Source organism: Jiangella muralis, assembly GCF_001270745.1.
GTDB classification, from domain to species: domain Bacteria; phylum Actinomycetota; class Actinomycetes; order Jiangellales; family Jiangellaceae; genus Jiangella; species Jiangella muralis.
The window spans coordinates 21,585-46,819 of sequence record NZ_LFXL01000036.1; the positions used below are offsets into that span (position 1 = coordinate 21,585).

Annotated in this window: 16 protein-coding genes and 1 pseudogene; 11 read left to right on the top strand and 6 right to left on the bottom strand. The window is 68.6% G+C overall.

The features are described 5' to 3' along the window. Positions 1-237: 237 nt before the first annotated feature. A complete protein-coding gene (locus ACW62_RS33430) occupies positions 238-720 on the bottom strand; it encodes a hypothetical protein (protein WP_157574989.1) in 483 nt (160 codons plus the stop codon). Further along, complete coding sequence (locus ACW62_RS33435; RefSeq protein ID WP_083460189.1) at positions 683-1,693, bottom strand: amidase family protein; 1,011 nt, start codon at positions 1,691-1,693, stop codon at positions 683-685. Before ACW62_RS33435 ends, ACW62_RS33430 begins: the two co-directional genes overlap by 38 nt. Before the next feature lie 408 nt (positions 1,694-2,101). On the opposite strand from ACW62_RS33435, the gene ACW62_RS26210 reads away from it, so the two are divergent. The 11 genes and pseudogenes from ACW62_RS26210 (at position 2,102) to ACW62_RS26260 (ending at position 16,733) form a co-directional block, all read left to right on the top strand. Then, positions 2,102-3,358 (top strand): helix-turn-helix domain-containing protein, encoded by a 1,257-nt coding sequence (locus ACW62_RS26210; protein WP_083460190.1) that lies wholly within the window; start codon positions 2,102-2,104, stop codon positions 3,356-3,358. A gap of 618 nt (positions 3,359-3,976) precedes the next feature. Next, positions 3,977-4,711: an HAD family hydrolase gene (locus tag ACW62_RS26215; RefSeq protein WP_083460191.1), complete on the top strand. Its 735-nt coding sequence runs from the start codon at positions 3,977-3,979 to the stop codon at positions 4,709-4,711. A 71-nt stretch (positions 4,712-4,782) separates the two neighbouring features. Then, positions 4,783-5,079 (top strand): annotated as a pseudogene (locus ACW62_RS36635) (alcohol dehydrogenase catalytic domain-containing protein); the annotation flags it as partial. A gap of 177 nt (positions 5,080-5,256) precedes the next feature. Beyond that, positions 5,257-5,703 carry an MDR/zinc-dependent alcohol dehydrogenase-like family protein gene (locus tag ACW62_RS35975; protein ID WP_240477424.1) on the top strand — a complete coding sequence of 149 codons (447 nt, stop codon included), beginning with the start codon at positions 5,257-5,259 and terminating at the stop codon, positions 5,701-5,703. Between the two features lie 16 nt (positions 5,704-5,719). Further along, positions 5,720-6,871, top strand: a complete 1,152-nt coding sequence (locus ACW62_RS26230) for a hypothetical protein (RefSeq protein ID WP_053207074.1) — start codon at positions 5,720-5,722, stop codon at positions 6,869-6,871. Continuing rightward, on the top strand, positions 6,865-7,761 hold the full coding sequence (locus ACW62_RS26235) for a radical SAM protein (protein ID WP_053207075.1): 897 nt from the start codon (positions 6,865-6,867) through the stop codon (positions 7,759-7,761). The genes ACW62_RS26230 and ACW62_RS26235 overlap by 7 nt, the downstream gene beginning before the upstream one ends. After that, positions 7,730-8,773, top strand: coding sequence for a nucleotidyl transferase family protein (locus ACW62_RS26240; RefSeq protein ID WP_169792129.1), 1,044 nt, complete (start codon positions 7,730-7,732; stop codon positions 8,771-8,773). Before ACW62_RS26235 ends, ACW62_RS26240 begins: the two co-directional genes overlap by 32 nt. A gap of 99 nt (positions 8,774-8,872) precedes the next feature. Then, positions 8,873-9,961 (top strand): hypothetical protein, encoded by a 1,089-nt coding sequence (locus ACW62_RS26245; protein ID WP_205629618.1) that lies wholly within the window; start codon positions 8,873-8,875, stop codon positions 9,959-9,961. A 162-nt stretch (positions 9,962-10,123) separates the two neighbouring features. Continuing rightward, positions 10,124-11,527, top strand: a complete 1,404-nt coding sequence (gene tyrS, locus ACW62_RS26250) for a tyrosine--tRNA ligase (protein WP_053207077.1) — start codon at positions 10,124-10,126, stop codon at positions 11,525-11,527. Between the two features lie 210 nt (positions 11,528-11,737). After that, complete coding sequence (gene serS, locus ACW62_RS26255; protein ID WP_053207078.1) at positions 11,738-13,027, top strand: serine--tRNA ligase; 1,290 nt, start codon at positions 11,738-11,740, stop codon at positions 13,025-13,027. A 376-nt stretch (positions 13,028-13,403) separates the two neighbouring features. Beyond that, positions 13,404-16,733 (top strand): DEAD/DEAH box helicase, encoded by a 3,330-nt coding sequence (locus ACW62_RS26260; protein WP_053207131.1) that lies wholly within the window; start codon positions 13,404-13,406, stop codon positions 16,731-16,733. 281 nt (positions 16,734-17,014) lie between these two features. Here ACW62_RS26260 and ACW62_RS26265 read toward each other — a convergent pair whose 3' ends face one another. The 4 genes from ACW62_RS26265 to ACW62_RS26280 form a co-directional block, all read right to left on the bottom strand. After that, complete coding sequence (locus ACW62_RS26265) at positions 17,015-18,211, bottom strand: TIGR02679 family protein (protein WP_205629620.1); 1,197 nt, start codon at positions 18,209-18,211, stop codon at positions 17,015-17,017. 89 nt (positions 18,212-18,300) lie between these two features. After that, positions 18,301-22,452 (bottom strand): TIGR02680 family protein, encoded by a 4,152-nt coding sequence (locus ACW62_RS26270; protein WP_053207133.1) that lies wholly within the window; start codon positions 22,450-22,452, stop codon positions 18,301-18,303. Then, positions 22,452-23,627: a TIGR02678 family protein gene (locus ACW62_RS26275; RefSeq protein ID WP_053207079.1), complete on the bottom strand. Its 1,176-nt coding sequence runs from the start codon at positions 23,625-23,627 to the stop codon at positions 22,452-22,454. The genes ACW62_RS26270 and ACW62_RS26275 overlap by 1 nt, the downstream gene beginning before the upstream one ends. Next, positions 23,624-25,210 carry a TIGR02677 family protein gene (locus ACW62_RS26280; RefSeq protein WP_157574991.1) on the bottom strand — a complete coding sequence of 529 codons (1,587 nt, stop codon included), beginning with the start codon at positions 25,208-25,210 and terminating at the stop codon, positions 23,624-23,626. Before ACW62_RS26280 ends, ACW62_RS26275 begins: the two co-directional genes overlap by 4 nt. Positions 25,211-25,235: the final 25 nt, after the last annotated feature.

Sequence of the window (25,235 nt, forward strand, 5' to 3'; positions counted from 1 at the left end):
TCTGAGCTGGCCCGCGCTTGGTGTCATCGGCTTGCGAGGGTCGCCCTGGAGAGCGGGCTCGATCCCCGTCATTGCCTCGAGCCGATCGTGAACCTGGCCCGCCTCCACATCCGCGCAGGCAACGGTCTTGCTGCTTGGGCGCTACTCGAGGACCTGTTCCGGTCGATCGACACCCGGACCGACATGGTGATCGACGGTCTGACAGTTCCCTCGGCCCAGCTCACGGATCGGCCTGGCTCATATGCCGGTGTGCGTTCGTGGCTGTGGACGGTGCTGCTCGGCACAGGCGCCCATGCTCTCGCCAGCGCGGATCGATGGGACGAGGCCAGCCGCCGGCTCAGCGAGTACAGCGGTGTCGGGAAACGCATGCTCGACGGTCGGCAGATCACCGTCGTCGCTCATGCCAGAGCCGGCCGTCGCCGCGACGCTCGCATGGTCATCGACGCCACCCAGCCAGGCGAGGCATGGGAGAACGCCGTCACTGCCTGTCTCGCCCTGCTGATGGCCGCGGATGACCAGATTGGTGCCGCGAGCACGGCGCTGACGGCCTATAGCGAATTGGAAGATGCCGAGGATGGACTCGTCGTGTTCCGGACCAGGCTGGGCCTGACGCTGATAGATGCGTTCGATGGCGGTCACGCTGCGATCGAGCCGGTCGCCGTCGGGCTGATCCGGCACGCGGTCAGTGACGGCTACGCTGCCCGCGACGTTCTGAGCCATCCTCTGTGCACGAGCGCGGCGACCCGTGCTCAGGCGCAACGACTCCGTCGAGTCGTGGACGAATGCGGCCTCGACGCCGGGGCTGTTCACGATGCCTATCTCGCTGACCTCGCCGGCACTCTCGATATCGCCGAATCGACGATTGCGCGAGTCCACGAACGCATGGCGAGCTGACAGCCTCAGTTCTCGAGGCGTTCGGTTCAGCTATCTCCTCGGCGGTTCGCAGCCGGCGACGGCATCGAGCCCGCCAGTTCGGCCCGAAGACGGCGGCGTAGCCGGCCTCGTTCTTCGGGTCGCGGCCGACCATCGACTGAAGGTTCATCGCCGCGTTGGCGACGGTGCGATCCATCGGCCCGGCGGTGTCCTGCGACGACGAGATCGGGCCGATGCCGTAGGCGGGCACGATGCCGACCGTCGGCCGGATGCCGACCAGGCTCTGCGCGCCCGACGGGCTGATGATCGAGCCGGAGGTCTCGGTGCCGACGGTGAGCACGGACAGCGCTGCGGCGCCGGCGGCTCCGGTGCCCGACGACGACCCGCTCGGGTTCTGGTCGGCGTCGTTGGCGTTGAGCACCTGGCCGGTGAGGTTGCCGAAGCCCGACGGTTGGCTGCCGAAGCTGTTCGCCCACTCCGACAGGCCCACCTTGCCGAGAATGACGACGCCGTTCTCGCGCAGCTTCTTCACGATGCCGGCGTCGTCCTCGGGGTACGAGTTACGCAGCGAGTAGTTGCCGTTCGACGTGTACATACCCTTCACGTCGATGAGGTCCTTGAGCAGCACGGGCAGGCCGTGTGCCGGGCCGAGCACGACGCCCTGGGCGCGCAGTTCGTCGGCCCGTCGCGCTTCCGCCATGACGGCGGGGTTGATCTGAGTGACGGCGTTCAGGCCGGGGCCGCGCTTGTTGAGCGCCTCGATGCGCTCCAGATATGCCTGCACGAGCTGGACGGACGTGAGCTCGCCGGACTCCAGCATGCGCTCGGCCGTGACGCCGTCGAGCGTCTCCAGATCGAGTACGGGCGGGGGGCGGTGCCGCGCTGACCGGCGGCGCGCTGGGCGCCGCCAGGACGGGTGCGGCGAGAGCTGCCGCGACGGCGAGAGAGAGCAACCTCCGAACGATGACTGACCGATGCACCGCAACTCCTCCGGGGAAGAGAACGGACCAATGTGACATATCGGATCAAATGTCCACTTGGTTCGTTACGCGCCGATGTCGGAGCGTGGCGATCACCGTGCGGTGATCACCGCGTTGCGCGGCCGTCCTCGCGCCTTACGACGCTACGAATGATCGGGTGGTACGACCGGACTTCCCGCCGGCGTCCAAGGTGGGCTTGCGATGCCTGATGACGGTATGACGAGTGGGGCCGTAGGGTTGTTCTCCTTATGGACGCCGCGGCCGTAGGGCAGGTCGTACGCGGCCTGCGCACGGAACGTGGCTGGTCGCAAGGTCAGCTTGCCGATTTCCTCAATGCAGCCGCCGGGACGCCGACGCTCACCAGGAACGACGTGTCGCGCTGGGAGAATGGGCGGCGTAGTCCACGGTTTTGGTTGACGCATCTCGCCGCGGTGTTCGACGTCGATGTCAAGGATCTGGCGAGCGCCGGAAGCCCAGGACGGTCGCAGCTACGCAGCGGCTTCGCTGCTGACGACTCGATGAGGGAACTCGCCCCCACTGACGGGATGGCGCCCAGCGAAGCGATTATCTCGACCATGGAGTTGTTCCGTGCCGCGGACCGGAACGTCGGCGGTGGACACCTCTACCCGAGCGTGATCCGTTACCTCCAGACTGATGTCGCGCGACGGCTCTTCGACGCCGATGGCGGAGATGACGGTCGAGCGGTCTTCACCGCCGCGGCCGCGCTGACCGAGATGGCAGCCTGGATGGCTCACGATGCCGGTCGAGACAGCGCCACACGCCGCCATCTGTCGCTTGCGCGCAATCTTGCGCGGGTGAGCGGCGACCGGCAGCTGAGCGCTCATGTCCTGGCCAGCCTGAGCCACCACGCCCGCCATGTTGGCCAGCATGCTCAGGCCGTTCAGCTGGCTCGGGATGGACACGACCTGCTCGCCGCCGGCCCGCGGCAGCCTGAGCTGGCTGCGCGATTGCTCGCCATGCAAGCACGCGCTCATGCCGAAATCGGCGAGGCCGCACACGCGACCCAGCTGCTGCGGCAGGCAGAAGACGCTCTCAGCACAGAGGAAGAGGAGGAGCTCTCGCCGTGGGTGAGTCGCTTCGATGAGGGTTCGCTCGCGAGTGAGGCCGCGCGTTCGTTCCTGCGGTTGCGTGACATGCGCGCCGCACGAGCACAGGCTGAGCGGATTCTGCAGCTCCGAACACCTGACCGCACTCGGAGTCGTGCGTTTGCGCAGCTGACTCTTGCCCGGACGCTCATTGCCAAGGGAGACGCGGACGAGGCGTGCGCCGTTGTCGACCAGGCGTTGGACGCGACGCGACAGCGCAGCTCTTTCCTCGTGACGCAGCAGCTCGGCGAGGTGCGGCAACTCCTGTTGGGGAGCAAGGATTCGAGTGTGGTGACGACGTTCCTGCCTCGCTTCGAGTCAGAGTTGGCGCAACGATCGTGGCTCTACGAGTGGCTACGGCGCGAGGCCGAGCTCTCGAGCGCACGAGGTGCGCAGTGAAGGCCGAGCCTCCTCTCTACGACTAGGACTCGGAGGTCCGGCGAGCCCCATCTGACCGAGGGCAATCGCCAGGCAGTCGTACGCGGCGCCGGACGGTCGAAGCGTCGCGGCGATGCGGTCCGGGCAGCCCCGTCACCTCCACGACGGTCACCGCCTCCAGCCGGCGCTGGCCACTAGTTTGGCCACCCTTGTGGCTACTCTTCCCGCGCCCGGTGGACGGCACGATCGAATCACGAACTGGTCGAGGTTCGAGGCGGGCCGCCGGTGACCCCTTGCCGCCCGGTGGCCCGCCGACTCCAACGACGCAGGGGGACGGCTCGGGCGTGTGATGGCTTCGATCGCGCCCGACTCGTGCCTCTCGAACGAAAGGCTCGACGATGCCACGCGACCGCAGGCGGACAGGGCGTGGACCGCTCATTGCGGCATCTGGTGTGCGCTCGGTCGGAGCCACACCGTCTGTCTGCACGGCCTCCGCGGCGCCCCGACCTGCCCGGGCGCAGATCGCGACGGCTACCGCGGCGAGGACGACGGCGGGCGGCCACGATGCTGCACCCGATCTGATCGTCGTCTGTCCCGGTGGGTGTTCTTGATGAACACGCGGCAGCCAAGGGCACGTCAATGACGAGGGCGCTTCAGCGGAACTCTGCTGCTCCCCTGTCATATCCGACCGCGGTCATACTCGATCTCTTCGGCACACTCGTCGCAGCCCCGAGCGCGAGCGAGCGGAGTACTGCTGCTGCACGGATGGCCGAGATCCTACGAATATCACCAACGGTCGCGGAGTCGGCTCTGCTTGAAATCTGGCAGGCACGGCACGGTGGGCGACTGACGTCCTCCGCGGAGGTCGCGGCTCACCTCACCATGCGCTGCAACGCCTCGGCCGAATGTGCGGGTGAGCTGGAGATGCTCCTAGCCGGCCTCGCCGACGCCCGCCTGCAGGCCGATACAACGGTGCTTCAAGCATTGGTGCGGCTGAAGTCCGACGGGATCCGGCTGGCCATCCTCAGCGACGCCGCCCCGGACATCGCCGAGGCCTGGGGCCGGAGCGCTCTCGTAGGACATTTCGATGCAGCTGTGTTCAGCAGCATCGCTGGCGCTGTGAAGCCCGATCCGCTGCTCTTTGACGCCACCCTCCGAGAACTCGATGTCGCTGCGGACCAAGCCCTCAATTGCGGCGACGGCGGCGGTAACGAGCTAGCGGGTGCGATGCGGGCCGGGATGTGCGCGATGCGCGTGGTACGGCGGGGCGGCCAGAGCAGGCTCGCGTTTGGCGAGGGTGTCGCCTGGTTCGGCAGCCCCTTACTCGACGTGGAAGCCCTTCCCGCGCTCCTCAGCGCCTTGAGGACGCGATGAGGGACCCGTACGCGTGGGCGGTTAGTAACGGAGTCCTTTGCCAACTGCCCGCCCCGACCAGCCCGTCGCCGATGGTCGACTCGACGATCATCGCGACTCGCTACGCAGGACTATGTGGGAGCGACGTCGCGAAACTCGCGTCTCCATGGCGCGGGCCGCTGCCGGAACCGTGGTACATCGGGCACGAAATCGTCGGCATCGACACGGACACAGGAGCTTGGGTCGCAATCGATGCTCTGGTCTCCTGCCGCTCATGTGACGACTGCAAGCGCGGCAATGTTCACCTTTGCCCGCAGCTCCGGCGTATCGGGTGGGACCTTCCCGGAGGTCTCGCCGATCACGTGAGAGTTCCCCGCGGCAGCGTCATCCCCCTTCCCCAACTGCACGATCCCGCGTACGGAGTCCTCGCCGATCCGATGGCAGTGGCGCTGCACGGAGTCCGCTGTGGGCTCTCAGCGCCTCTGGGGCGACTCGGCGTCATCGGGGGCGGCGTGGTTGCGGCGTGCACGGCGATCTGCGCGACGAGAGTTGGGTGGGACGTCCACATGATCGTCAGAGAGCCCTCGCGGTTGTATCAACTGCGGCGCGTTCTCGACCCGCGCATCGCTCTCCACTCTGCCGAGCTGCCGGCGTGCGACGTCGTCGTGGACGCCGCATCTGGTCACAGCGAGGCCCCTATACGCCGGGCGCTGAAAGCCGTCCGTGACGGCGGCACGATTCTCGTCCAGAACGCCTACGCCCCAAGCGTTGTTCTCTCGGTACCCCTGCGGGACGTCTTCCGTCGCTCGATCACCCTGCGGGGCTCGTTCTCATACTGCCGCGCGGCCGGCCATGACGACTTCCGAGACGCCATCGACCTCGTCGCGGAGGGCGGCGACTGGGCCGCCTTGATGACACGGGACCGATTCCCCCTCAGCGAATTGCCACAGGGACTGGCGGCCATGAACAACCGCCACCGCCCCTTCAAGGTTCTGCTCACATCCCACACCTGATGGAAGGAGCCAATGCGTGACGGTCACAACGCCGCTGCTGGCCCACGAGATCAACTCGCCGGCCGCGATCCCGCCACAGGACGTCCACGACGGAATCACGCGGATCCTCTCGTTGCCGGAAGGCCACACGCGAGACGTCATGCTGGGGAGCGTCCTGACGGGCCTGCTCCTGCGAGGACCGAGACTCGAGGAGGTCGAGGCCGCGGTCCGAGCCGCGATAGCCCTGGACAGCAACAGTTGGGACTTCCACAAGCCACCAGAGGGTGTGCGATTCGTCGGCTACACGGGCAGCGGGAAGAAGACCTTCAAGACGATCAACCTCAGTACCGCCGCGGCGCTGGTGGCGGCCACTGGTGGTGCACACATCGCGAAACTCGGATCGCGTAGTGCGTCCTCGAAGACCGGCTCCCGCGACTTCGTCGACCGGGTGGGAGCGGCGAGCGACATGGTGCCGCACCACGAGATGGTCGACATCACGGCAGAGATCGGCTTCGGGTTCTTCTCCATCGAGCACCGCGTACCCGAGTTCAACCGTCGCTACGGAGGCAGGTTCCAGGCCGTGCACGCCCTGAGCCTCGCGTTCCCCGCTCTGCTCAGCCCGGTCACCTGCCACGCCTACGTGTACGGCCTGGCGCATCCCGCGGTTCACACGTCCGCTCGGTTGCTCTCCAAACTCGGTCTACCGGACGTGACAGTCGTCAACTCCAGTGCTGGCGCGGCGGTGCAAGTCGACGAACTGATCCCCGGATGTACGGTGCGGGCCTGCCGAATCAGCCACGGCCATGAGGACCTGACGTTCGACGACGAGTTGCGCCAAAGCGCGGCTTCGATGCCGCAGGACCTGATGTCCGTTACCCAGCACGATGACCCACGGCAGAACGTTGCTGCCGCCATACGGGTGCTAGCGGGCCAGGACACCAGCCAGGCGCAGAACGCGGTGGCCCTGAACGCCGCCCTGCTCATGCTGATGTCCAACGTGGTGTCCAGCATCCAATCCGGCATCGACCTGGCACTCACGATCATTGACGCAGGCGCGGGTCTGGACACGCTGCAGCAGTTCGTACGTCTCACGGGCGGCGGCCCGGACAAGCTCCGCTCGCTCCTGGAACCGGTCGCTCGGACACCCCTTCTGGTCAGCTCCGGCGGCAAGGAGACGACCCCATGCTGACGCACGACGAACTCGCGATCGTCCATCTGGTCCTCAACACCGACTGCAACGCCTGGGACCTGAAGGCGACCAACAACTCGCCGGGCGTTTGCCGCTTCTGCTATCGCGAGCGCAACCGGGTGAGCACTGATGCGGACACGGTCCGCCGTGTGGTCGACCGAGTCCGTTCCGAGTCAGAGGCCTATCGGTGCGTCTTCACTGGCGGCGACCCCGTCATGCCGTACGACAATCATCTGGAGGTTGCCCTCCGGCATGCCACCGAAGTCGGTTTCGAGACGAATCTCCACACCAACGGCCTGCTTCTGAGCGATCGCTATGCCGATCTTCGCGATCACGTGACGGTCTACTCCCTGGCGGTCGATGGACCAAGCTCTGAGACGGCAGACTGGTTCCGCGGACAGGGCTACTTCGAACGCTTCGTGTCCAACGTCGAGTTCCTCGCGAGCGACCGACGTCGGCTTGCGTTCAACACCTTCACCACGGCCGCCTCGGTGAAGGATCTGCCGGGCCTCGCTCAGCTGATCGCCAGAGTGACCGAACGAACTGAGGTCGAGTACTGGCTGATCTCTCAGTACCGCCCCATCGGCCGTGCGAGCACGCGAAAAGCGGAGATCTACGGCTTCGAGCGGGACGATTTCGTACGAGCCGTTGAGGAAGTACGTGGCGAAGTCAACGGAGTGACGATCTATGCCCAGCCGACGCGACTCCCAGAGGATCCGTACCCATTCCGCGTCTGGGTCCTCGCCGACGGGACGGTCACCGCCGACCTCGGCAGCGTCGCAGCCCCTCGCAACGCGGTACTCGGCGACCTGCCGGTCACCGGCTTCGAGCCGCTGGTCCGCCGGGCCTTCGCCCTCCGTGAGCAGACACCGCTGGAAGGAACCGCATGAAGTTCGACACCACTACTACAAGAAGGTCATCGACCAGCACCGCTATGAACATTTGGGGCTCGGCACGATCGACTTCGCCCTTGCGGGAATGAGCCCCGACGACCTTCACACGAAGTGGGTGTGCCACACGGGCGCGCGTCGATTCGCGGAGGCGATCGCAGCCGGGCGGCCGACGATCGTCACCACCGGCGTCGGACTCGGGGGCGTGCCCCACGCCGGCACGCTCTTCCAACTGCTGCGCGCGATCAAACTGCAGCAGGGCGGGCTCGACGTCCAGATCGTGCTGGGCGATCTCGATTCCTACAACGCACGCCGTACGCCCCTGGAGTCCGTGCGGAAACTCGCCGACCAGTACGAGGAGTTCGTGCTGTGCCTCGGGTTCGACGCCCAGCGCGGCGTGCTGCGCAGGCAGGAGGGCGAGACCGACGTCCTGGCTACAGCGTTCCTACTCGCACGTCATCTGGACGACGTCGACTTCCAGTGGGCGGAGGAAGACCTCGCCGGGCTCTACCGCAAGCACGGAGTCTTCGACCACCTCAACTACGGGATGAAGCAGGCCACCCTGCTCATGGCCGCGGACTTCGTCCATCTCCTCCGCGAAGGGCGCCACGTGCTGGTCTCCCTCGGGGTCGACGAGCACAAGTACGTCGCCCTCGCCCGGCGCGGAGCGGATCGCTGGGGCCTGCCCGCGGAGCGCATGTCGGGCATCTACACGAAGATGATCCCGGGCCTCGGAGGCCTCCCGAAAATGAGTAAGAGCATCCCCGGCTCCGGGATCGACGCGTCCATGCGCGCCGAGGACATCCGTGCCCGCCTCGAGGCGGACACCGACAGCGCGCCTACCAACGACGGCTCGACGCTGCTGCAGATGTACGCCTGTCTGCCAGAGGTCGACGGGCGGGACTACGACCGGGCTTCGACCGCGCGCCGCGCCGGGGGCCCTGAATGGGACACCGTGCGCGAGCACGTGGTCGAGCGGCTGATCTCGCTGTTCTCCCACTGGCCGAAGTAAGCGAGGAGTTCCCGTGCACATAGAGAGCATGCCCCCGCCGGTCCATCGGCGGACGACCCTGTTCCTCGTCGGTGCGGATGTGTCGAAGGGGGAACAACGGTGACGGTGATTTCTCATGTCTCTGGCCTGCGCGTCGTCCATCTGCCTGCGCGTACTCCGTATGCGTGGAAGCTGCAGAGCGATGAGTTTCGCATCCTGAACGCGAGCAAGATTCCGAGCGGCGACACGGTGCCTGCAGCCGTCGACGCGGCCTGGCTCCTCGAACACCGCCCTCTCACGTGGCTCGATGTCCTACACCTGCACCACATCGACTTCGAGTCCCTTGCCACCCTGGAGCGCCTGCTCGACACGTGCCTCGACAGCGGCGTCTCCGTGGTCTTCACGGCCCACGATACGCGGCACATGGTCGGCAACGGCGAAGATTTCACCGCGCGCCTGCGGATGCTCCACACGGCCGGGGTCAGCTGGGTCTGTCTCACCGAAGGCTCCGTAACCCACCTGACCGCGGTCCTCGGCGAGCGCCCCGACGCAGCGGTCATTCCGCACGGATACGTGGCCGCCCCGGAAACGCTGGCTGGTGTGGAGCGCGAGTCGAGCAGCTCGTCCCGGTACCTCATGTTCGGGGCTTCGCGGGCCAGCCGGGACCACCTGTCCACCATGGCCAACTGGAGTTTGGGGATCACTGATCCCGACAGCACCCTCCACGTCCTTCTGCGCGCGTTCAGTCCTGCCGACTTCGCCGACGGCGGGCGGGCTCCGCTGCTGCTGGACATGGCCCGACGCGATCCCCGGATCCGACTGACCATGCGCCCGTATCCCACGGACGAGGAGGTGGTGCGAGCCGGCCTGGCTACGGACGCGCTGCTACTCCCTTACCTCTGGGGCAGCCACTCTGGGCAACTGGAGCTGGCCTTCGACCTGAACCTCCTTCCGGTCTGCTCTCGCACGGGGCACCTGTCCGAACAGTACGAACAGCACAAAGGACTCGTTGAGGAACCCGAGTGGTTCGACTGGTCGCAGGGGCATCCCAACCTCTTCGGGGAGAGATTCCTGGTGGCGTTGGAGAATGCGGTTGAACGGCTGGGCTCCAGATCCGGCGCCTTGGACCATGAGTTCCTCGACTACAGGACTCAGGAGCACCAGGTGATTCTGGAGCAATACGCCCGCGTGTACGGAGATGCCCGGTGAGCGGCTCGTACGCATCTCCTGGCACGTCCCCGCACGCGCATTCGGCTACGGGCTCATCCATGATCAAACCCGGCGATGCACGCAAGGCGGCGATGATAAAATCGCCGTCCCAATCCCTGCTGGTCAGGCCAGTTGTCCATACCCTTGGAGCGTATAGGCGTCATGAGCCGTTTGAGTGAGTCTGTCACCCGTGTCATGCACCTCCTCGAGGGAGCGGACCTCGGTGCGGACTATACGGTCGCGCAACTCCTCGGCGAGACGACAGCCAGGCGCTCCTTGGACCTCTCCGACCTCTCGCCCCGCGAGCAGGCTGCGCTGGTCGAGGGTCGCGCGAATCACCTGATCCCCTCGGCTGCGGTGCTCGCCGAGAAGATCGAAGCCGCGCAGGCCGCTGGACGTCCGTTCGTCGTCAAGTACGGCATCGACCCGACCTCGCCCGACGTCCACCTCGGCCACGCGGTGCCGATCATCATCGCCAGCAGGTTCCAGCGGATGGGCCACCACGTGGTGTTCATCATCGGCGACGTCACGGCCAAGATCGGCGATCCGTCCGGTCGCTCGTCAGAGCGACCGGCCCTCACCGACGAGGACATCGCCCGCAACCTGCGCGGTTACCAGCAACAAGTCACACCGTTCATCGACTTCGAGCGCGCCGACCTGCGCTTCAACGGCGAGTGGCTGAACAAGGTCACGCTGCCGGAGCTCGTCGGGGTCCTCGCGCGGGTGCCGGTCTCCATGTCACTCCAGCGCGAGGACTTCCGCACCCGGCTCGCCGAGGGTCATGGGCTGTCCGTGGCCGAGTTCGTCTACTCCGTCGTCATGGCGTGGGACTCAGTGGCTATAGATGCCGACGTAGAACTCGGCGGCGTGGACCAGCTCCTGAATCTCCAGATGTGCCGCAAGGTCATGGAGATCTCTGACCAGGCTCCCGAGGTCGTCATCACCACCCCGCTCATCGAGGGCACCGACGGCACGGGCGCCAAGATGAGCAAGAGCAAGGGCAACTACGTGGGCCTGACGGCCTCCCCAGACGAGGTCTACGGCCGGCTGATGTCCATCCCCGATCATCTGACCGAGCCTTACTTCCAGCTGCTCACCGAATGGACGGATGACGAGATCGGAGTTGTCACCAAGCTGCTGGAAGCCGGCACCGCGCACCCGATGGCGGTCAAGCGGATCCTGGCCGGTGAGGTGGTGGCCACCCTCCATGGTCTCGACGCTGCCGCCGCTGCTCGCGCGGAGTTCACGGCGCGCTTCTCCAAGCGCTCCTTCGGAGGCACTCAGAACCTCCCCGTCGTCTCCTTGAAGGACCACGCCAACGACACCCTTGGGGTGTTGGTCAGCCGCACCTTGGATTTCGCTCCCAGCATCTCCGCAGTGCGACGTATTGCCCAGCAGAAGGGCCTCCGCTTGATCCGCGAATCGAACGGAGGCCAACAACCGACGCCACTGACGGAGGATTCTGTTCAGCAGACGTTCGGCGCAGTCGTCAGCGAGATCGGTGCATTGGATGGTGCCGAGCTGTATCTCAAGGTGGGGCGTAGGGTCGCCCGCATCGACACCTGAGATCGAGCTGGTCGAAGCGGACCTCTTCCGCGCGGAAGAGGTCCGCATGTTCGCGACGTCAGAGCACTGCTCGGCGAGTGCGTCGAGCCGGTCGGCCCGTTGCCTCACGTATCGCGTGACCGGTGAGCCTCAGCGCCACGGGTCAGCTCTTGGCCCGGCCGTGGCGCGTCACGGTCCACACCCCGATTTTGGAGGCAGGAGTACGTCACAATGCACGACGCACGAACGCTGCTACAGCTGGGCGAAGACGCGGTTAAGCGTCTTGCTCGCCGTGGTTACCCGCTCGACCTGCAACGGCTGGAGGAACTCCTGTCGTGCAGAAACGGCGCAGTCCGGGAGGCCGAGGCTCGGCGGAGCGAGTCCAAGCAGGTAGCTCAGCAGGTGCAGGGCGCGGCGAGGTCCGGGCAGGACACCACCGGGCTGAAGGAGAACGCCCGCGAGCTCAAGGAGCAGATCCGCCGCCTGGAGGAGGACCAGCAGCGGCTCGACTCGGCACTTCACGAGATGCTCATGGAGATTCCCAACCTGCCGTCCGACGACGCACCCGACGGTGACTCCGAGGACTTCGCCGTCGAGGTTCGCAGGGTGGGTAGTCCGCCCTCGCCGGCTTTCGAGCCGCGGGACCATGTCGATCTCGGCGAGGCCATGGGCATCCTGGACCTGCGCCGGGCGGCGAAGCTGTCCGGCGCGCGGTTCTCGATTGCGGTCGGGGTTGGCGCGAGATTGGAACGCGCGCTGGCCGCATTCCTCCTCGACCTGCACGCCGAGCACGGGTATCTGGAGTACTCGTTGCCATATCTGGTCAGCCAGGAGACGATGACCCGCAGTGGGCAGCTGCCCAAGTTCGAGGAAGACCTGTTCAAGACCGGCACCGCGTCGCGCGATCTCTACCTGATCCCCACCGCCGAAGTGCCGCTGGTCAATCTCCATGCCGACGAGATCCTCGACGGCGCCGACCTGCCGCTCGCCTACACGGCGTGGACACCGTGCTTCCGGTCAGAAGCCGGCTCCTACGGCAAGGACACCCGTGGCATTCTGCGGCTCCATCAGTTCACCAAGGTCGAGCTCGTGCGCCTGTGCCGGCCGGAGGACTCACGGTCGCAGCTCGAGCTGATGCTCGGTCACGCCGAGGCCTGCCTTCGAGAGCTCGACCTCGCCTACCGCGTCGTCGCGCTCGCTGCCGGTGACATGGCCTTCACGGCGCAGATCACCTACGACATCGAGGTCTGGCTGCCCAGTCAGCAGCAGTACCGCGAGATCTCCTCCTGCTCCGACTGCGGCACGTTCCAGGCCCGGCGCGCCAGCATCCGGATGCGTGACGAGCACGGCAAACGCACACCTGTGGCGACCCTGAACGGCTCCGGGCTCCCGATCGGCCGAACTCTTGCCGCCATCCTGGAACAGCACCAGCAGGCCGATGGATCGGTGACGATGCCGCCGAAGCTGGTCCCGTACCTCGGGTTCAGCCGCTTGGCGCCTGACGGCACGCCAGAGTCATGACTCCCAGCGGTGCCTCCGACACGCTCGGACCATCGGGCACCGCTGGACGTGTGAAGCCCCGGCCCTCGCGCCCGCATTCAGTGACACGCGCTTCTGCGCTGGATCCGTTGGCTGGCGCGCTGGTCGCGGCACTGCGGGGCACGCTTGGCCCACGGCGGCGTTCCGTGCCTACGGCGTGCCCCGTACCCCCACCCTGCCGCTGCGGTGGGGGCGCGAGATCGACTTCACGATCGCCGCCGTCCAAGCGCCCCACCCTTACGTCAAGGACGGTCAGCTTGCGAGGAACAGCTGATCAGGCGGCACCTGGACTTACTACTGAACGGCGCGCCGCCTCCGCCGCCCGATGTTGTCAGTTCCGACGGTTAGCGTGGTCGTCATGTGGCCGGGAATCCAAGCGAACGACGACGCGGGTCTGCTGAAGGTGGTGGACCCGTCCACGTTCGTGCGCGGCCTCATGTACGCGCAGCACGGCGCCGTGGTCGACCTGGCGTGGGGACCGAACGAAAGCATCGTCACCGGCAACGTCATCGGGAGCGCGCGCAGCCCGTACTCGACGGTCGCCATCCTCACGCCGACCGGCCCGGGCAGCTATGCATTCGTCGAGGGCCGGTGCAGCTGCCCCGTCGGGTTCGACTGCAAGCACGTTGTCGCGCTGGTGATGACGGCGCTCAGCGGCGGCGACTCCGACGGGCCTGCTCCGCAGGACCCGACGGCGGACTGGGAGCGTTCGCTCGACTCACTCCTCGGCGGCGACGGCGGCTGGCGCGGCGAACAGGCGCCGCGGGAGATCGCCGTCGAGTTGACGCTGTCCAGCAAGCCGCGGTCGACCGGCCGGTGGCAGGACGCGCCCGGCACGCAGCCTCGGCTGATGGCCCGGCTGGTGCGACCGGGGCGGGGCGGCTGGGTGGCCGGCGACCTGAGCTGGAACCGGTTGCGGCAGCGGGCCGAGCTGGTCGGCGGCCCGGCCGAGCAGCTGCGCTGGCTGCGTCAGTTCTTCCTGCTCTATGAGGCCGGACGGGCCGACACCAGCTACTACACGTCCTACGGCCGCGACGACAAGTACCTCGACCTGACGGCGTTCGAGTCCAGTCAGTTGTGGCCGCTGCTCGACGAGGCCGCCGCGTTGGGCCTCCGGCTGGTGTACGGCAAGAAGAGCCCCGGCGACGTCAACGGCTACGGCTCGGCGCGGCTGTCACTCGACGTCACCAGCGACGACGCGTCCGGCGAGCTGGTGGTGGTGCCGGTCCTCACCGTCGACGGGGTGGACGGTGAGGTGATGCCGGTCCGCTTCATCGGCGCCGACGGTCATGGTGTGGTCTACGTGCGGCGTGCCGAGGTCGAGCGCGGCGCGAACCCGCAGAGCTGGCGGTTCGGCCTCGCCAAGCTCGAGCGTCCGGCCGGGCGGCAGTTGCAGCAGCTGACGCTCGACGAGGGCCGGCTGACGGTGCCCGCGGCCGACGGTCACCGGTTCCGCGACGAGTACGTCCCGCGGCTGCAGCGGCTGGCGGCGGTCGTCTCGTCCGACGGGTCATTCGTCCCACCGGAGGTGTCGGGCCCGACGCTCGTCGCCTACGCGGAGTACGGCGACGACCACGGGCTGCAGCTGAACTGGCAATGGCGCTATCAGGTCGGCGACACGGACCACCGGCTGGCGCTGGGCCAGCAGGACAGCACTGACGCGGACGACGGGTTCCGCGACCCCGCCGCCGAACGTGCCGTGCTCGCGGGCCTCCTCGACGACGGGTTCAACGGGTTCGGTCCGCGGTCCGGCGCGCCCGACACCAGCCACCGGTTCGACGGGCTCGAGACCATGCGGTTCAGCACCGAGGCGCTGCCCCGGCTGCGCGACCTCGACGACGTCGAGGTCGAAGTGACGGGCGACCCGGCCGACTATCGGGAGGTCGGCGACTCGCTGGTCATCGGCGTGTCCGCGGAGGCCGCGCAGGGCGAGACCGACTGGTTCGACCTCGGCGTCAGCATCACCGCCGACGGGCACGACGTCCCGTTCACCGACGTGTTCACGGCGCTGGCGCGCGACGAGCCGTATCTGCTGCTGGCGGACGGCGGGTACTTCTCGCTGGAGAAGCCCGAGCTGCAGTCGCTGCGCCGGCTGATGGACGAGGCGCGGGCGCTCGGCGACGGTGCCGGGTCCGGCGACGGCACCCGGATCAGCCGCTTCCAGGCCGGACTCTGGGAAGAGCTGGCGGCACTAGGCGTCGTCACCCACCAGGCCGACAGCTGGCAGCGTCAGGTCCAGGGACTCCTGGCGCTCGGCGACCTCGACGACACCGCCGTCCCGCCCGGCACCCTGCAGGCACAGCTGCGTCCGTACCAGCTCGACGGCTACCGCTGGCTGACGTTCCTCTGGGAGAACGGGCTCGGCGGCATCCTGGCCGACGACATGGGGCTGGGGAAGACGCTGCAGACGCTGGCGCTGTTCTGCCACGCCAAGCAGGCCGACCCGCACCTGCCGCCGTTCCTCGTCGTCGCGCCGACGAGTGTGGTGTCGAACTGGGTGACCGAGGCGGCCCGCTTCGCGCCCGGGCTCACCGTCGTGCCGGTCACCGACACCCTCAAACGTCGCTGCCGGCCGATCGAGGACGTCGTGGCCGGCGCCGACGTCGTCGTCACCACGTACACGCTGCTGCGGCTCGACGCCGACGCGTATGCGCAGGTCACGTGGTCGGGGCTGGTGCTCGACGAAGCGCAGCACGTGAAGAACCACCAGTCGAAGACGTACCAGGCGGCGCGGCGGCTGCCGGCGCCGCTGAAGCTGGCCGTCACTGGCACGCCGGTCGAGAACAACCTGATGGAACTGTGGTCGCAGCTGTCCATCGCAGCACCCGGCCTGTTCCCGCATCCGGGGCGGTTCGAGGAGTACTACGGCAAGCCGATCGAGCGGCAGGGCGACGCCGAGCGGCTGGCTCAGTTCCGCCGTCGCATCAAACCGCTGGTGCTGCGCCGCACGAAGGAGCAGGTGGCCGCGGACCTCCCGGCCAAGCAGGAGCAGGTGCTCGAGGTCGACCTGCATCCGAAGCACCGCAAGGTCTACGACAAGTACCTGCAGCGCGAGCGGCAGCGGGTCCTCGGCCTGCTCGACGACGTCGACAAGAACCGGTTCACGATCCTGCGTTCGCTCACCCTGTTGCGGCAGCTCAGCCTGCACGCCGGCCTGGTCGACGACGCGCACGGCGGGCTGGCCAGCGCCAAGATCGACCTGCTGATCGAGCAGCTCGGCGACGTCATCGACGGCGGGCACCGGGCGTTGGTGTTCAGCCAGTTCACCGGGTTCCTCGGCCTGGTGCGCGAGCGGCTCGAGGCGGCGGGCATCGAGTACTGCTACCTCGACGGGGCCACGCGGCGCCGCGAGCAGGTGATCAGCCGGTTCAAGGAAGGCACGGCACCGGTCTTCCTGATCAGCCTCAAGGCCGGCGGGTTCGGGCTCAACCTCATCGAGGCCGACTACTGCTTCATCCTCGACCCCTGGTGGAACCCGGCCACCGAGGCGCAGGCCGTCGACCGCACCCACCGCATCGGCCAGACCCGCAACGTCATGGTGTACCGGCTGATCGCCGCCGACACCATCGAGCAGAAGGTCATGGCGCTCAAGGACCGCAAGGCGAAGCTGGCCGCAAGTGTGATGGACGACGGCAACGCGTTCGGCGACCGCCTCGGCGTCGACGACATCCGGCAGCTGCTGGAGTAGCGGCCACTCGACCCGCGCGTCACGTGAACGTGACGGCCGATGTTGACGAACGCGGTGGTCAGTCGGGTAGAGCCCGGTTTCGTCGGCCGTGCCGGTGCAGGAGGTCAGGCGTGGCATTGGCAGGGTCGGCCGACCGTGGTGAGCTGCGCGCCGCGATCGCGGGTCTGCTCCACACCTGCGTCGAGCGGGAGCGGCACGCCGACGAGATGGAGCGAACGTCGCGGCGTCGACGCAGATCACGGTGCAACGCATCGGCCGGTGGCGTCGTGCAGCCGCCGCTCTCAGGTCGCGAGGTCTCGGAGCAGGTCGTCGAGGACGAGCTCTTCCTCGATGCGCGCGCCGCGGCGCACCATGGACGTGCGCAGCGACGGATCCCACGGCGTCGACACCGGGATCCCGGTGAGCGGTGCCGACCCCATGGCTGTCTCGTAGTCGGCGGCGTCGTATCGCCACGGCGCAAAGCCGAACCGCTCGTACACCGCGATCGCAATGGCCACGCCGCCCCAGTCGAAGTCGCCGTGGTAGGCGAACCCGGCCCCGTCCGACGTCAGCAAGTCGAGCAGCCGCCACACGGCTGCCGACGGCCGGCCGTTGACGCAGACGAGCGGTGGGCACGAGGCGCCGAGCTCCTCTGCTGCTGCCGCCACGACGACCGGATTCTCACACAGCCGCACGACCCGTCCGCTGGTCAGGATCGGACCGTCGTGGCGGCGCAACTGGCGCAGGGTCAGTACGCACGGTTCGCCGGCATCTTGCGTCGCAGCCAGCATCCGGCCAACGGGGCTCCGCACGTTGCCGGGAATGCCGAGGCATAGCACCGTGGACGAGAGTTCGTCGAGGTGGACGCCGACCGCTGCCCAGGCGGCGCGACGACCGGCGGGCGGCGAAGCGCCGGCAAGGGAACTGCCCGCAACTGAACTGCCCACGGACCTACCGGCCAAGGCCCGAGCGGCCGACAAGGCCAGCGTCGCGACCGGTCTCCCCTCGTCGAGCGCGTGGGCGTCGCCGCATGCTTCGGCTGCGAGTCGTCCGAGAGGTACGCCCGTCGACGGCAGCCGCCGGACCACCCGCGCCACCGCGTCGAGGACGGGCCGAGCCGCCGCCGGGTCGGCGACCAGCCGCCGGACCACGCCGGTCGTGTCGAGCCAGGATCGCCAGTCCGCCAGGTCGGGGCGGTCCGCCACCGCGGTGTCGAGCTCGCGGAAGGCCGAGTCCCAGGCGGCAGCGACGCTCGCGGCCTCCGCCGATCGGTCCCGGACGGGACCGGCCAGCTGCTCGACAGCGACGGCCAGGCCGTCCGGAGCGGCTCCGGATGCGCGCAACGTCCGATCCAGCTCGTCCAGGGACACGTTGAGCGACGCACCGCTGTTCGGCCGCCGGCCCAGGAGCAGTTCGACGGCGCGGCGCTGCTCTGCCGAAGCGCTGACCAGCGTCACGGCCCCGCTCAGCGGTTTGCCCAGCTCCAGCCGGCGCCGCATCCGTTCGACCAGCCACGCTGTGTGCGGCCCGCCGAGCAGACGGCGTAGTCGATCAGCCCCCGACAGTTGTTCCACGAGACCGAACCGCCTCAGTCCGCGCCGAACAGGTCCGCCTGCCCGGTGTCGCCGGATCGCGGCGACGGCTCGGCCGGCGGCAGGGACGGAACCAGACGATCCACTCGGCGCCGCTCGCGCCCGTCCCATCGCCAGGACGTGACGAGCACGGCGTCGATGCCGTCGCGGCGCGCCAGGTGGCTGATGGCCAGACCGGGCACCTCGGGGTAGCAGCCCCATTCGCGTTCGCTGGTCATCACGACGTCCATGTCGAACGTGGCGAGCAGCCCGAGGCATTTGGCGCGGGAGTCGTCGTCGACGCCGGCGAAGGCTTCGTCGAGTGCCACCAGGCGCGGTGCGTGCGGGTTGGCCGCGGATTTGTAGTGCGCGGACGCGGCGGCGAACAGGGGCACCGACGCCGCCAGCGCGCGCTCTCCGCCCGACGCCGGCCCGGTGGCCGGCCGCCATTGGCCGTCCTGATACCGCTGGATGGTGAACTCGTGCCACGTGCGGTAGTCCAGCGCTGTCGTGAGCTGGTCGTACCAGCCGACCGCGGGGTTCTCGGCGTGTTCGCGGGCGATCTGCCGCTGGAGGAACTCGCCGACGGCGGCGCGGTCGGCCTCGGCCCAGGCGTCGACGGTCTGCCGGAGCTTGGCGCGGACGCGGTCCAATCCCTCTGGTGCGTCGCGCGCCGTCCGCCAGAGCAGCCGCAGCCGCATCCCGGTGGAGGTCGGCCGCGCGGCGAGCTCGTCGTTCATCGTCCGGACTTCGTCCTCAGCAGCGGCGATGAGTTCATGCAGGGTGCCGGCGACCTCATTGAGCAGGTGGTTCTCCAGGATCTCCCGCTCGCGTGCGGACAGTAGCTGGGAGCGGTCGCCGATCTCGGTCTGCAGTGCCGTGGTGAGCTCGGGAATCTCCCGGGGCCGGCCCTGGAAGACGACGTCGACCACCATGACGCCGGCGCGCAACGTGTGCCCGACGGAATGACCATGCCGAGCCATGGCGTCGGACAGCAGCTTCTCCTCGTCGGATACACGCTTCTGCACGCGATCCCAGAGGCCGTCGGCGTCGTCGGTCTGCTCGAGTGCCGCGTTGACGGTCCGAGCCACGTGCACGGCAGGGGTCGCCGCCCATGGCTCGTCGACGTCGGGCACGTCCAGCTCGGGCAGTGCGACGCGGAGCAGGCCGGTCGTGACGAAGTGCTGGAACTCCTCGACCGCGGCATCGCGGGTGTTCTCGGCCTCGGCGATCTCCTCGGTCAGCTTCTCCCTGGCGCCTTCAGCTCGTCCGCGGTTGTCCCGAGCTTCGTTGGCGGCGTGACGGGTGACCCGCTCCTTCTCGTCGCGTCGGCGTAGCTCCTCGGCCACGGTGTGGAACTTTCGTCGCAACTCCTCGACCGCGTCGCCGACCGTTTCATGGAGGACTCGGAAGGTCTCCGCCGCTGCTGAGGCGCGTTCGCTGGCTTCGGCGGCGGTGACCGTGGCCTCCTCGTGTCGTTCGGCGGTGTGCTCCAGTTCCTCTGCCGCAGCTCGTGCCGCCTCGCGTGCCTCGAGCAGGGCCTCGGCCGCCGGCCACAGCCCGGCGAGCGCGACGCGGTACTCGCCGAGGCCGGTTCTGACCGCCGCCAGCTCGTCGGCGGCGACCGGCAGGCCAACGTCCGCGGCGAACTCCGACGCCCGGTCTCGGACGAGGGCGAGCTCTGCCTCGCGTTCGGTGGCCACCCGCTTCGCCGCCTCGTGGGCCTTCTGGTGGTCGCGCTGACGCTCATGCTCGCCGGCCAGCTTGAGGTGTGCCTCGCGCAGCAGCTGATCGTCGGGGCGAGCGCGATGTTCTTCATCGAGGCGTTGACGGCGGGCAATGAGCTCCTCGAGTGCGGCGTCCAACTCCGTCAGCCGGGACTCGAGCGTGACCAGCTCAGCGCGCAGGCGCGCCAGCCGGGCGCGTCGTGCCTGCTCGCGGGCGCCCTCGCCGATGAACACTGCGTCGGGCTTGTGCCAGGACCCGGCGAGCACGCCGTTGGCCCAGCGCCCGTCGACGGCGACCCAGGTGGTGCGCCCGTTGTCGGCGCCCAGCCCTATCTGGCCGATGACCGCATCGACCAGATCGTCCGCAAGCGTCGCGGCCTGCTGGTCAGCACGGTCGATGGCGGGACGCAGCACGGCCCGGCAGGTCGCACGCCCCGCGCCGGCCGCCGTCGCGGAACCGTCGGCGGCGGTGACCAGGACGGTGTCGTCCGCGTCCCGCAGCGTTCCGTCCGGGGACAGCCAGGCGTCGAGGATCCCGGCCGCCTCCAGCGCAGCCTCCAGACCGGCCCGGTGCTCGTCCGGGACACTGCCGGCGAAGTCGACGGTCTTCCAGAACGGCGCGCCGGGCCGGTCTTCCCGCGCTTCGGGAGCGCGGGTGTACGACGTCGGCGGGGCGTCGTGGCCGCCGGCTTCGAGCCGTTCGATCTCGTCGGTGGTCTCACGGAAGGCGGTCCGGAGGTCCTGGCGTTCGGACTCCAGCCCGGCTTCCCGGCGCCCGAGCTCAGTGGTCGCTGCCCGCATTGCGCCGTCGACCGCATCGGCCGCGGGGTTGCCGCCGTCGATGTTGACGGCCCACGCCTCGAGCAGCGACAGCACCGCATCGGTGCCGGCCACGTGGAGCTCGGTCACGCTGTTCAGGTAGTCCCGGTACCGCCGGGACAGGTTGCTGGTCTCGTCGTCGATGGCCTGTTCGGCGCCGGCGATGCGGTCAGCGTCGGCCTGCAGTTCGGCGGTCAGCCGGTCGACCTCGCGCTGGGCCTGCCCGAGCCGTTCCGCCTCTGCCATCACGACCGCCAGCAGCCGTTCGAGTTCTTCGACGGCACGCGTGTGCCGGTCGGCCAGGGCGGCGGTCTGGCGGCGGGCCGCCGTGAGATCGAGCTCCCATCGTGCGGCCACGTCCCGGTGCTCGGTCGCGCACAGTCCACGCGCAGCGGCCTCCGCGGCTGCCGCGTCGGCCAATCCGAACGTCGAGCCTGCTTGTCGCTCCCGGCCGGCTGCCCGCTCGGTGGCCGACCGGCGGCGCCCGAGATCGTCGCTGAGCCGGTCACGGTCGGCTTCCAGCGTCGTGGCGTACGTCTCCAACCGTCCGGCGTCGGCCTCCAGATGCTGGAGCCGCTCGGCGTCGCGCATCTCCGGACTCTGCTGGAGAGCGTCGCGTCGGGCTTCCATCCGACTCTTCGTGTCGGCGAGCTCGGTCAGCAGGGCTTCCACGGCGTCCAGGTCGCTCTGCGCCTCGGCGTAGCGTCGCTCGGCCTCCGCGAGGTCGCGGCCCAGCCATTCGTAACGGCTGTGCGTCTCGCGCGGCCCGCGAGCCATGCGCTTGGCCGCCAGCTCCGCGTAACGCCGATAGTGCCGCAGGAACTCGGTGGCGGCCTGCTCGGCCTCGCGCAACCCGTCGATGGCATGCCGTTCTTCGTCGAGCCCGCGGAACGCCTCGGCGACCGTGCGGATCAGGGCCGGGCTGACCGGCTGGAGCGCCTCGGTGAGCGCCGCGGACAACCGCTTCTCATCAGGCTTCTTGGACAGCTGCGGCTGACGGAGCTGGATCAGCAGGTTGACCAGCGCCTCGTACCGCCGCTCGCCCAGGCCGAAAAGCGCCTCATCGACCGCGCGGCGATAGTCGGAGGCACGGTCGTAGACCAGGCCGTGTCCCTCGACCGCGTCGCGGAGCCGCTCGCGGGTGACGGGCACCCGGCCGGCGCCGACCAGCGCCAGATCCGCACCGACGCGTTGTGGGGTGACGAAGTACCAGTGCCGGGCGATGCCGCGGTCCTTGACGGCCTTGAGGCCGCAGCCGATGGTCAGGAACTCGGGTGCGCCGTCGGCGCCTACCCGGCCGAACTCCATCCAGGTGTATCCAGTGCGTTCCGGATGTGGATGTTTCCCGCCGAGCAGCAGGTTCCATTCCATCCGCTTCTGGCGGTCTCCGTCGGGTTCCACGCGGTGCGGTGACAGCTCTCCGTCCAGCAGGAACGGCAGGATCAGCGCCAGCACCTTCGACTTGCCGGTGCCGTTGTTGCCGCGCAGAAGCAAGCGGCCGTCGTGGAAGTGGAACTCCTCGACGTCGTAGTAGAAGACGTCCACCAGGCCGGCCCGCAGCGGCTTCCACCGCTGGGACGTCGGGACAGGGAGCATCGTCGGCGGCGCCGTGGCCACGGTCATCATGTCTCCAGCGCTTCAGCGGAGCGGATGGTGGGCTCGTCGATGGCGAACCTGCCGATGGCGGGCAGGCTGCGAACGGTGCGGGTGCCGGCCTCGACCAGCCGCAGCGCGGTCAGCCTCTCCAGCGCGACGGCGAGCAGTTGTCGCTCTGCGCCCGGCTCCGTCACACCCTTGCGCCAGTACGCCGTGTGCTGCCGGGCCATCCGGCGGATGAACTCGTGCAATTCGTCGACGGTGGCTTCCTGCCGGCGGGCGAGATGCTCGGCGACGAGCAGGGTGACGTGTCCGTCGGTGCGCTGCTCGGGCATACGGACGTCGGTCAGCTGGTCGTCGGGATCGACCATGGCGATGCCCTCGGCGCGGATCTCCGGCCAGAGTCCGGTGGCCTCGTGGATCCGCCGGGTGACGGCGGACCGCTGGGACGTCAGGTACGCCAGCTCGGCGGGGTCGAGGTCGTCGTAGTAGACGACCGGGTCGAGCAGCAGCCGGCGGGTCAGCCGCCGGCGGAGCGCCTGGTTGCGGAGGTCGTCGGTGTCGGGTACCGGCTCGGCGGTCAGCCCGGTCAGCCGTTGCTCGAACGCCGCAGCGGTGACGGTGGACGGCCCGCGGCTGCCGGTGAGGAGCGCGGCCAGCACCTGCCGCTGGATGTCGTACAGCACGTCACCGGTGACCGACAGGTAAGCGTCCTCGTCACCGGCCACCTTGGTGAGCACGCCCCAGTCGAGCAGCATGCGTACGACCGCGACCAGATCGGACCGCTCAGCCCGGTTGTCCATGGTGAACTCGATGCCAGTGGCGGCCAGTTCCGGTTCCGCTGCCAGGTCGAGCAACTGATCGGCCAGCGTGCCGAGCGTGGTCTGGGCGTCGGAACGCTCGAGGACGGCCAGCGCCAGGCACACCAGCACGTAGCGTCGGCGCCCGTAGGGTTCACCAGCCCGGCCGCGGGCCGGACGGGTGGAATCGGTCGTCGTCGGTGTGGTCACGAACAACCGAGCGGTCTCAGGATCGGCCTGGAGCCGCCAACCGGTCTCGCGGGCCAGCCACTCGCGTAGGTACGGCAGGTGACGTCGGACGGTGACCAAGGCGTCCGCGTCGTGCTCAGCCGTCAGCAGCGGCTTGACGAGCAGGGCGCGCAGCGCGGCGCGCCGCTGGGCCGTCTCTTCGTCGAGGATCATGTCGCACCCGCCAGGTCGGTGATCTCGATGAGATGCTCCGGGCCACGCAGGATGCCGTCCTGGGTCTGGATGATCACGGCGGTGTCACCGTCGGTGTCGTCCTGGAGCAGCGACAGCCGCACCTCCATCGAACCGTCGGACGTGGTCGTCTTGACCTCGGTCTCACCGGGGAGCCGGGCCGCGAGCGCGTCGCCGAGCAGTCCGAGGAAGAGCCGGAACGCCCGCGTGTCGAGTTCGCCCAGCTGCGACAGCCGGATCGGACCGTTGGTGGCGAGTCGGCGCCGGGCGGCGGCGAGCTCGGCCGCTTCCTGCTCGGCGTGTCTTCGGAGCAGCTCACGCGCGGCCGAGCGATCCTCGACCCGATGGGGCCGGCCGCGCCGCTCGTACGAGCCGGTCCTGCGCAGCTGTGGTGAGATGCGGATCGGTGGCGCTTGTGACCATGGCGTGGATGCCGGCGGCTCCGCTTCCTCCCATTCGGCCAGCGTGGTCGCGGTGACACTGAGGTGTCGGGCCGGCGAGAGGCCGAACGCCGCGCGCCACAGCCGGTGCATGGCTGCGTCGTCGGGTGCTTCGGCGAACCAGCGCGCCAGCGTGCGGAAGTCGGCGGAACGGTCGGAGCGGCCCGTGCGGCGCTCGTTGAGCAGGCCGACGGTGTCGATGAGCTGCTTGATCGCCGTGACGGCGGCCTGCCGCAGCAGCCGCGCCTGTGACGGGTGGCCGGTGTCGGCGGAGACGAACCAGTCGCGCAGCCCGCGCCAGCGGTTGTGCCACGCGCCGAGCGTGACGACCTCGGCGTCGGTGTAGGCGTCGGTGCCGTCCGGGCCGTCGGGAACGGAGTCGAGTGCTTCTCGCCGAGCCGCCAGCCGCAACAGCCGGTCGTGGTCGTGGGACTCCAGGTCGGCGAGGAGCGTCGCGATACGGGCGCCGGAATTGGCGAGGTCCGCGATGAAACGGTTGATGTAGTCGATCAGCCGTTCCTTGTAGGCGAGAAAGCCCTCGACGTCGCCGTCGGAGAAGTCGATGGCCCGCCGCAATGACGCCATGAACGCCTGTGCGTTGTCGGCGAGCGACGCGAAACGCTCGGCCAGCGACAACAACAGACGGTGTGTCTTGGCGGGATCGGGCTCGGGCTGTTCCGCGAGCACCAGCAACGCCGCGAGCTGCTCGGCGATGTCCTCCAGCGCCACCGATTGCAAGGAACCTCGACGGCCGATGGCCTGCTCGTAGAACGCGATGGCCTCCTCCGCGGCGTGCCCGGCCGTGGTGAGCTGGTACAGGAACCGCTTGCGGTGGAAGTCCTCGGGTGAGGTGGCACGGCTGGTGTCAGGATCGGCTCGAAGATTGCCCCACCTGACCAGCTTGTCGAGTGCCTCGGTGAGCTGTTCGTCGCCGTCGCGGTGGAGTTCGGCGGCCACGTCCTCGGGACGCAGATGGACGATGAATCTGGCCTTGGCCTGGGCGAACGTCCGCATCACGTCGCGATACAGGGTCGCGTTCGGTGTTCCGAGGTAGCTGAAGGGCTGGATGGCCGACGTCACTGGACCGGCGTGGTGGCCGTCCTCGTGGTCAAGCTCCTCCAGCATGCGCTCTACGGTAGCGGGCCGGTAT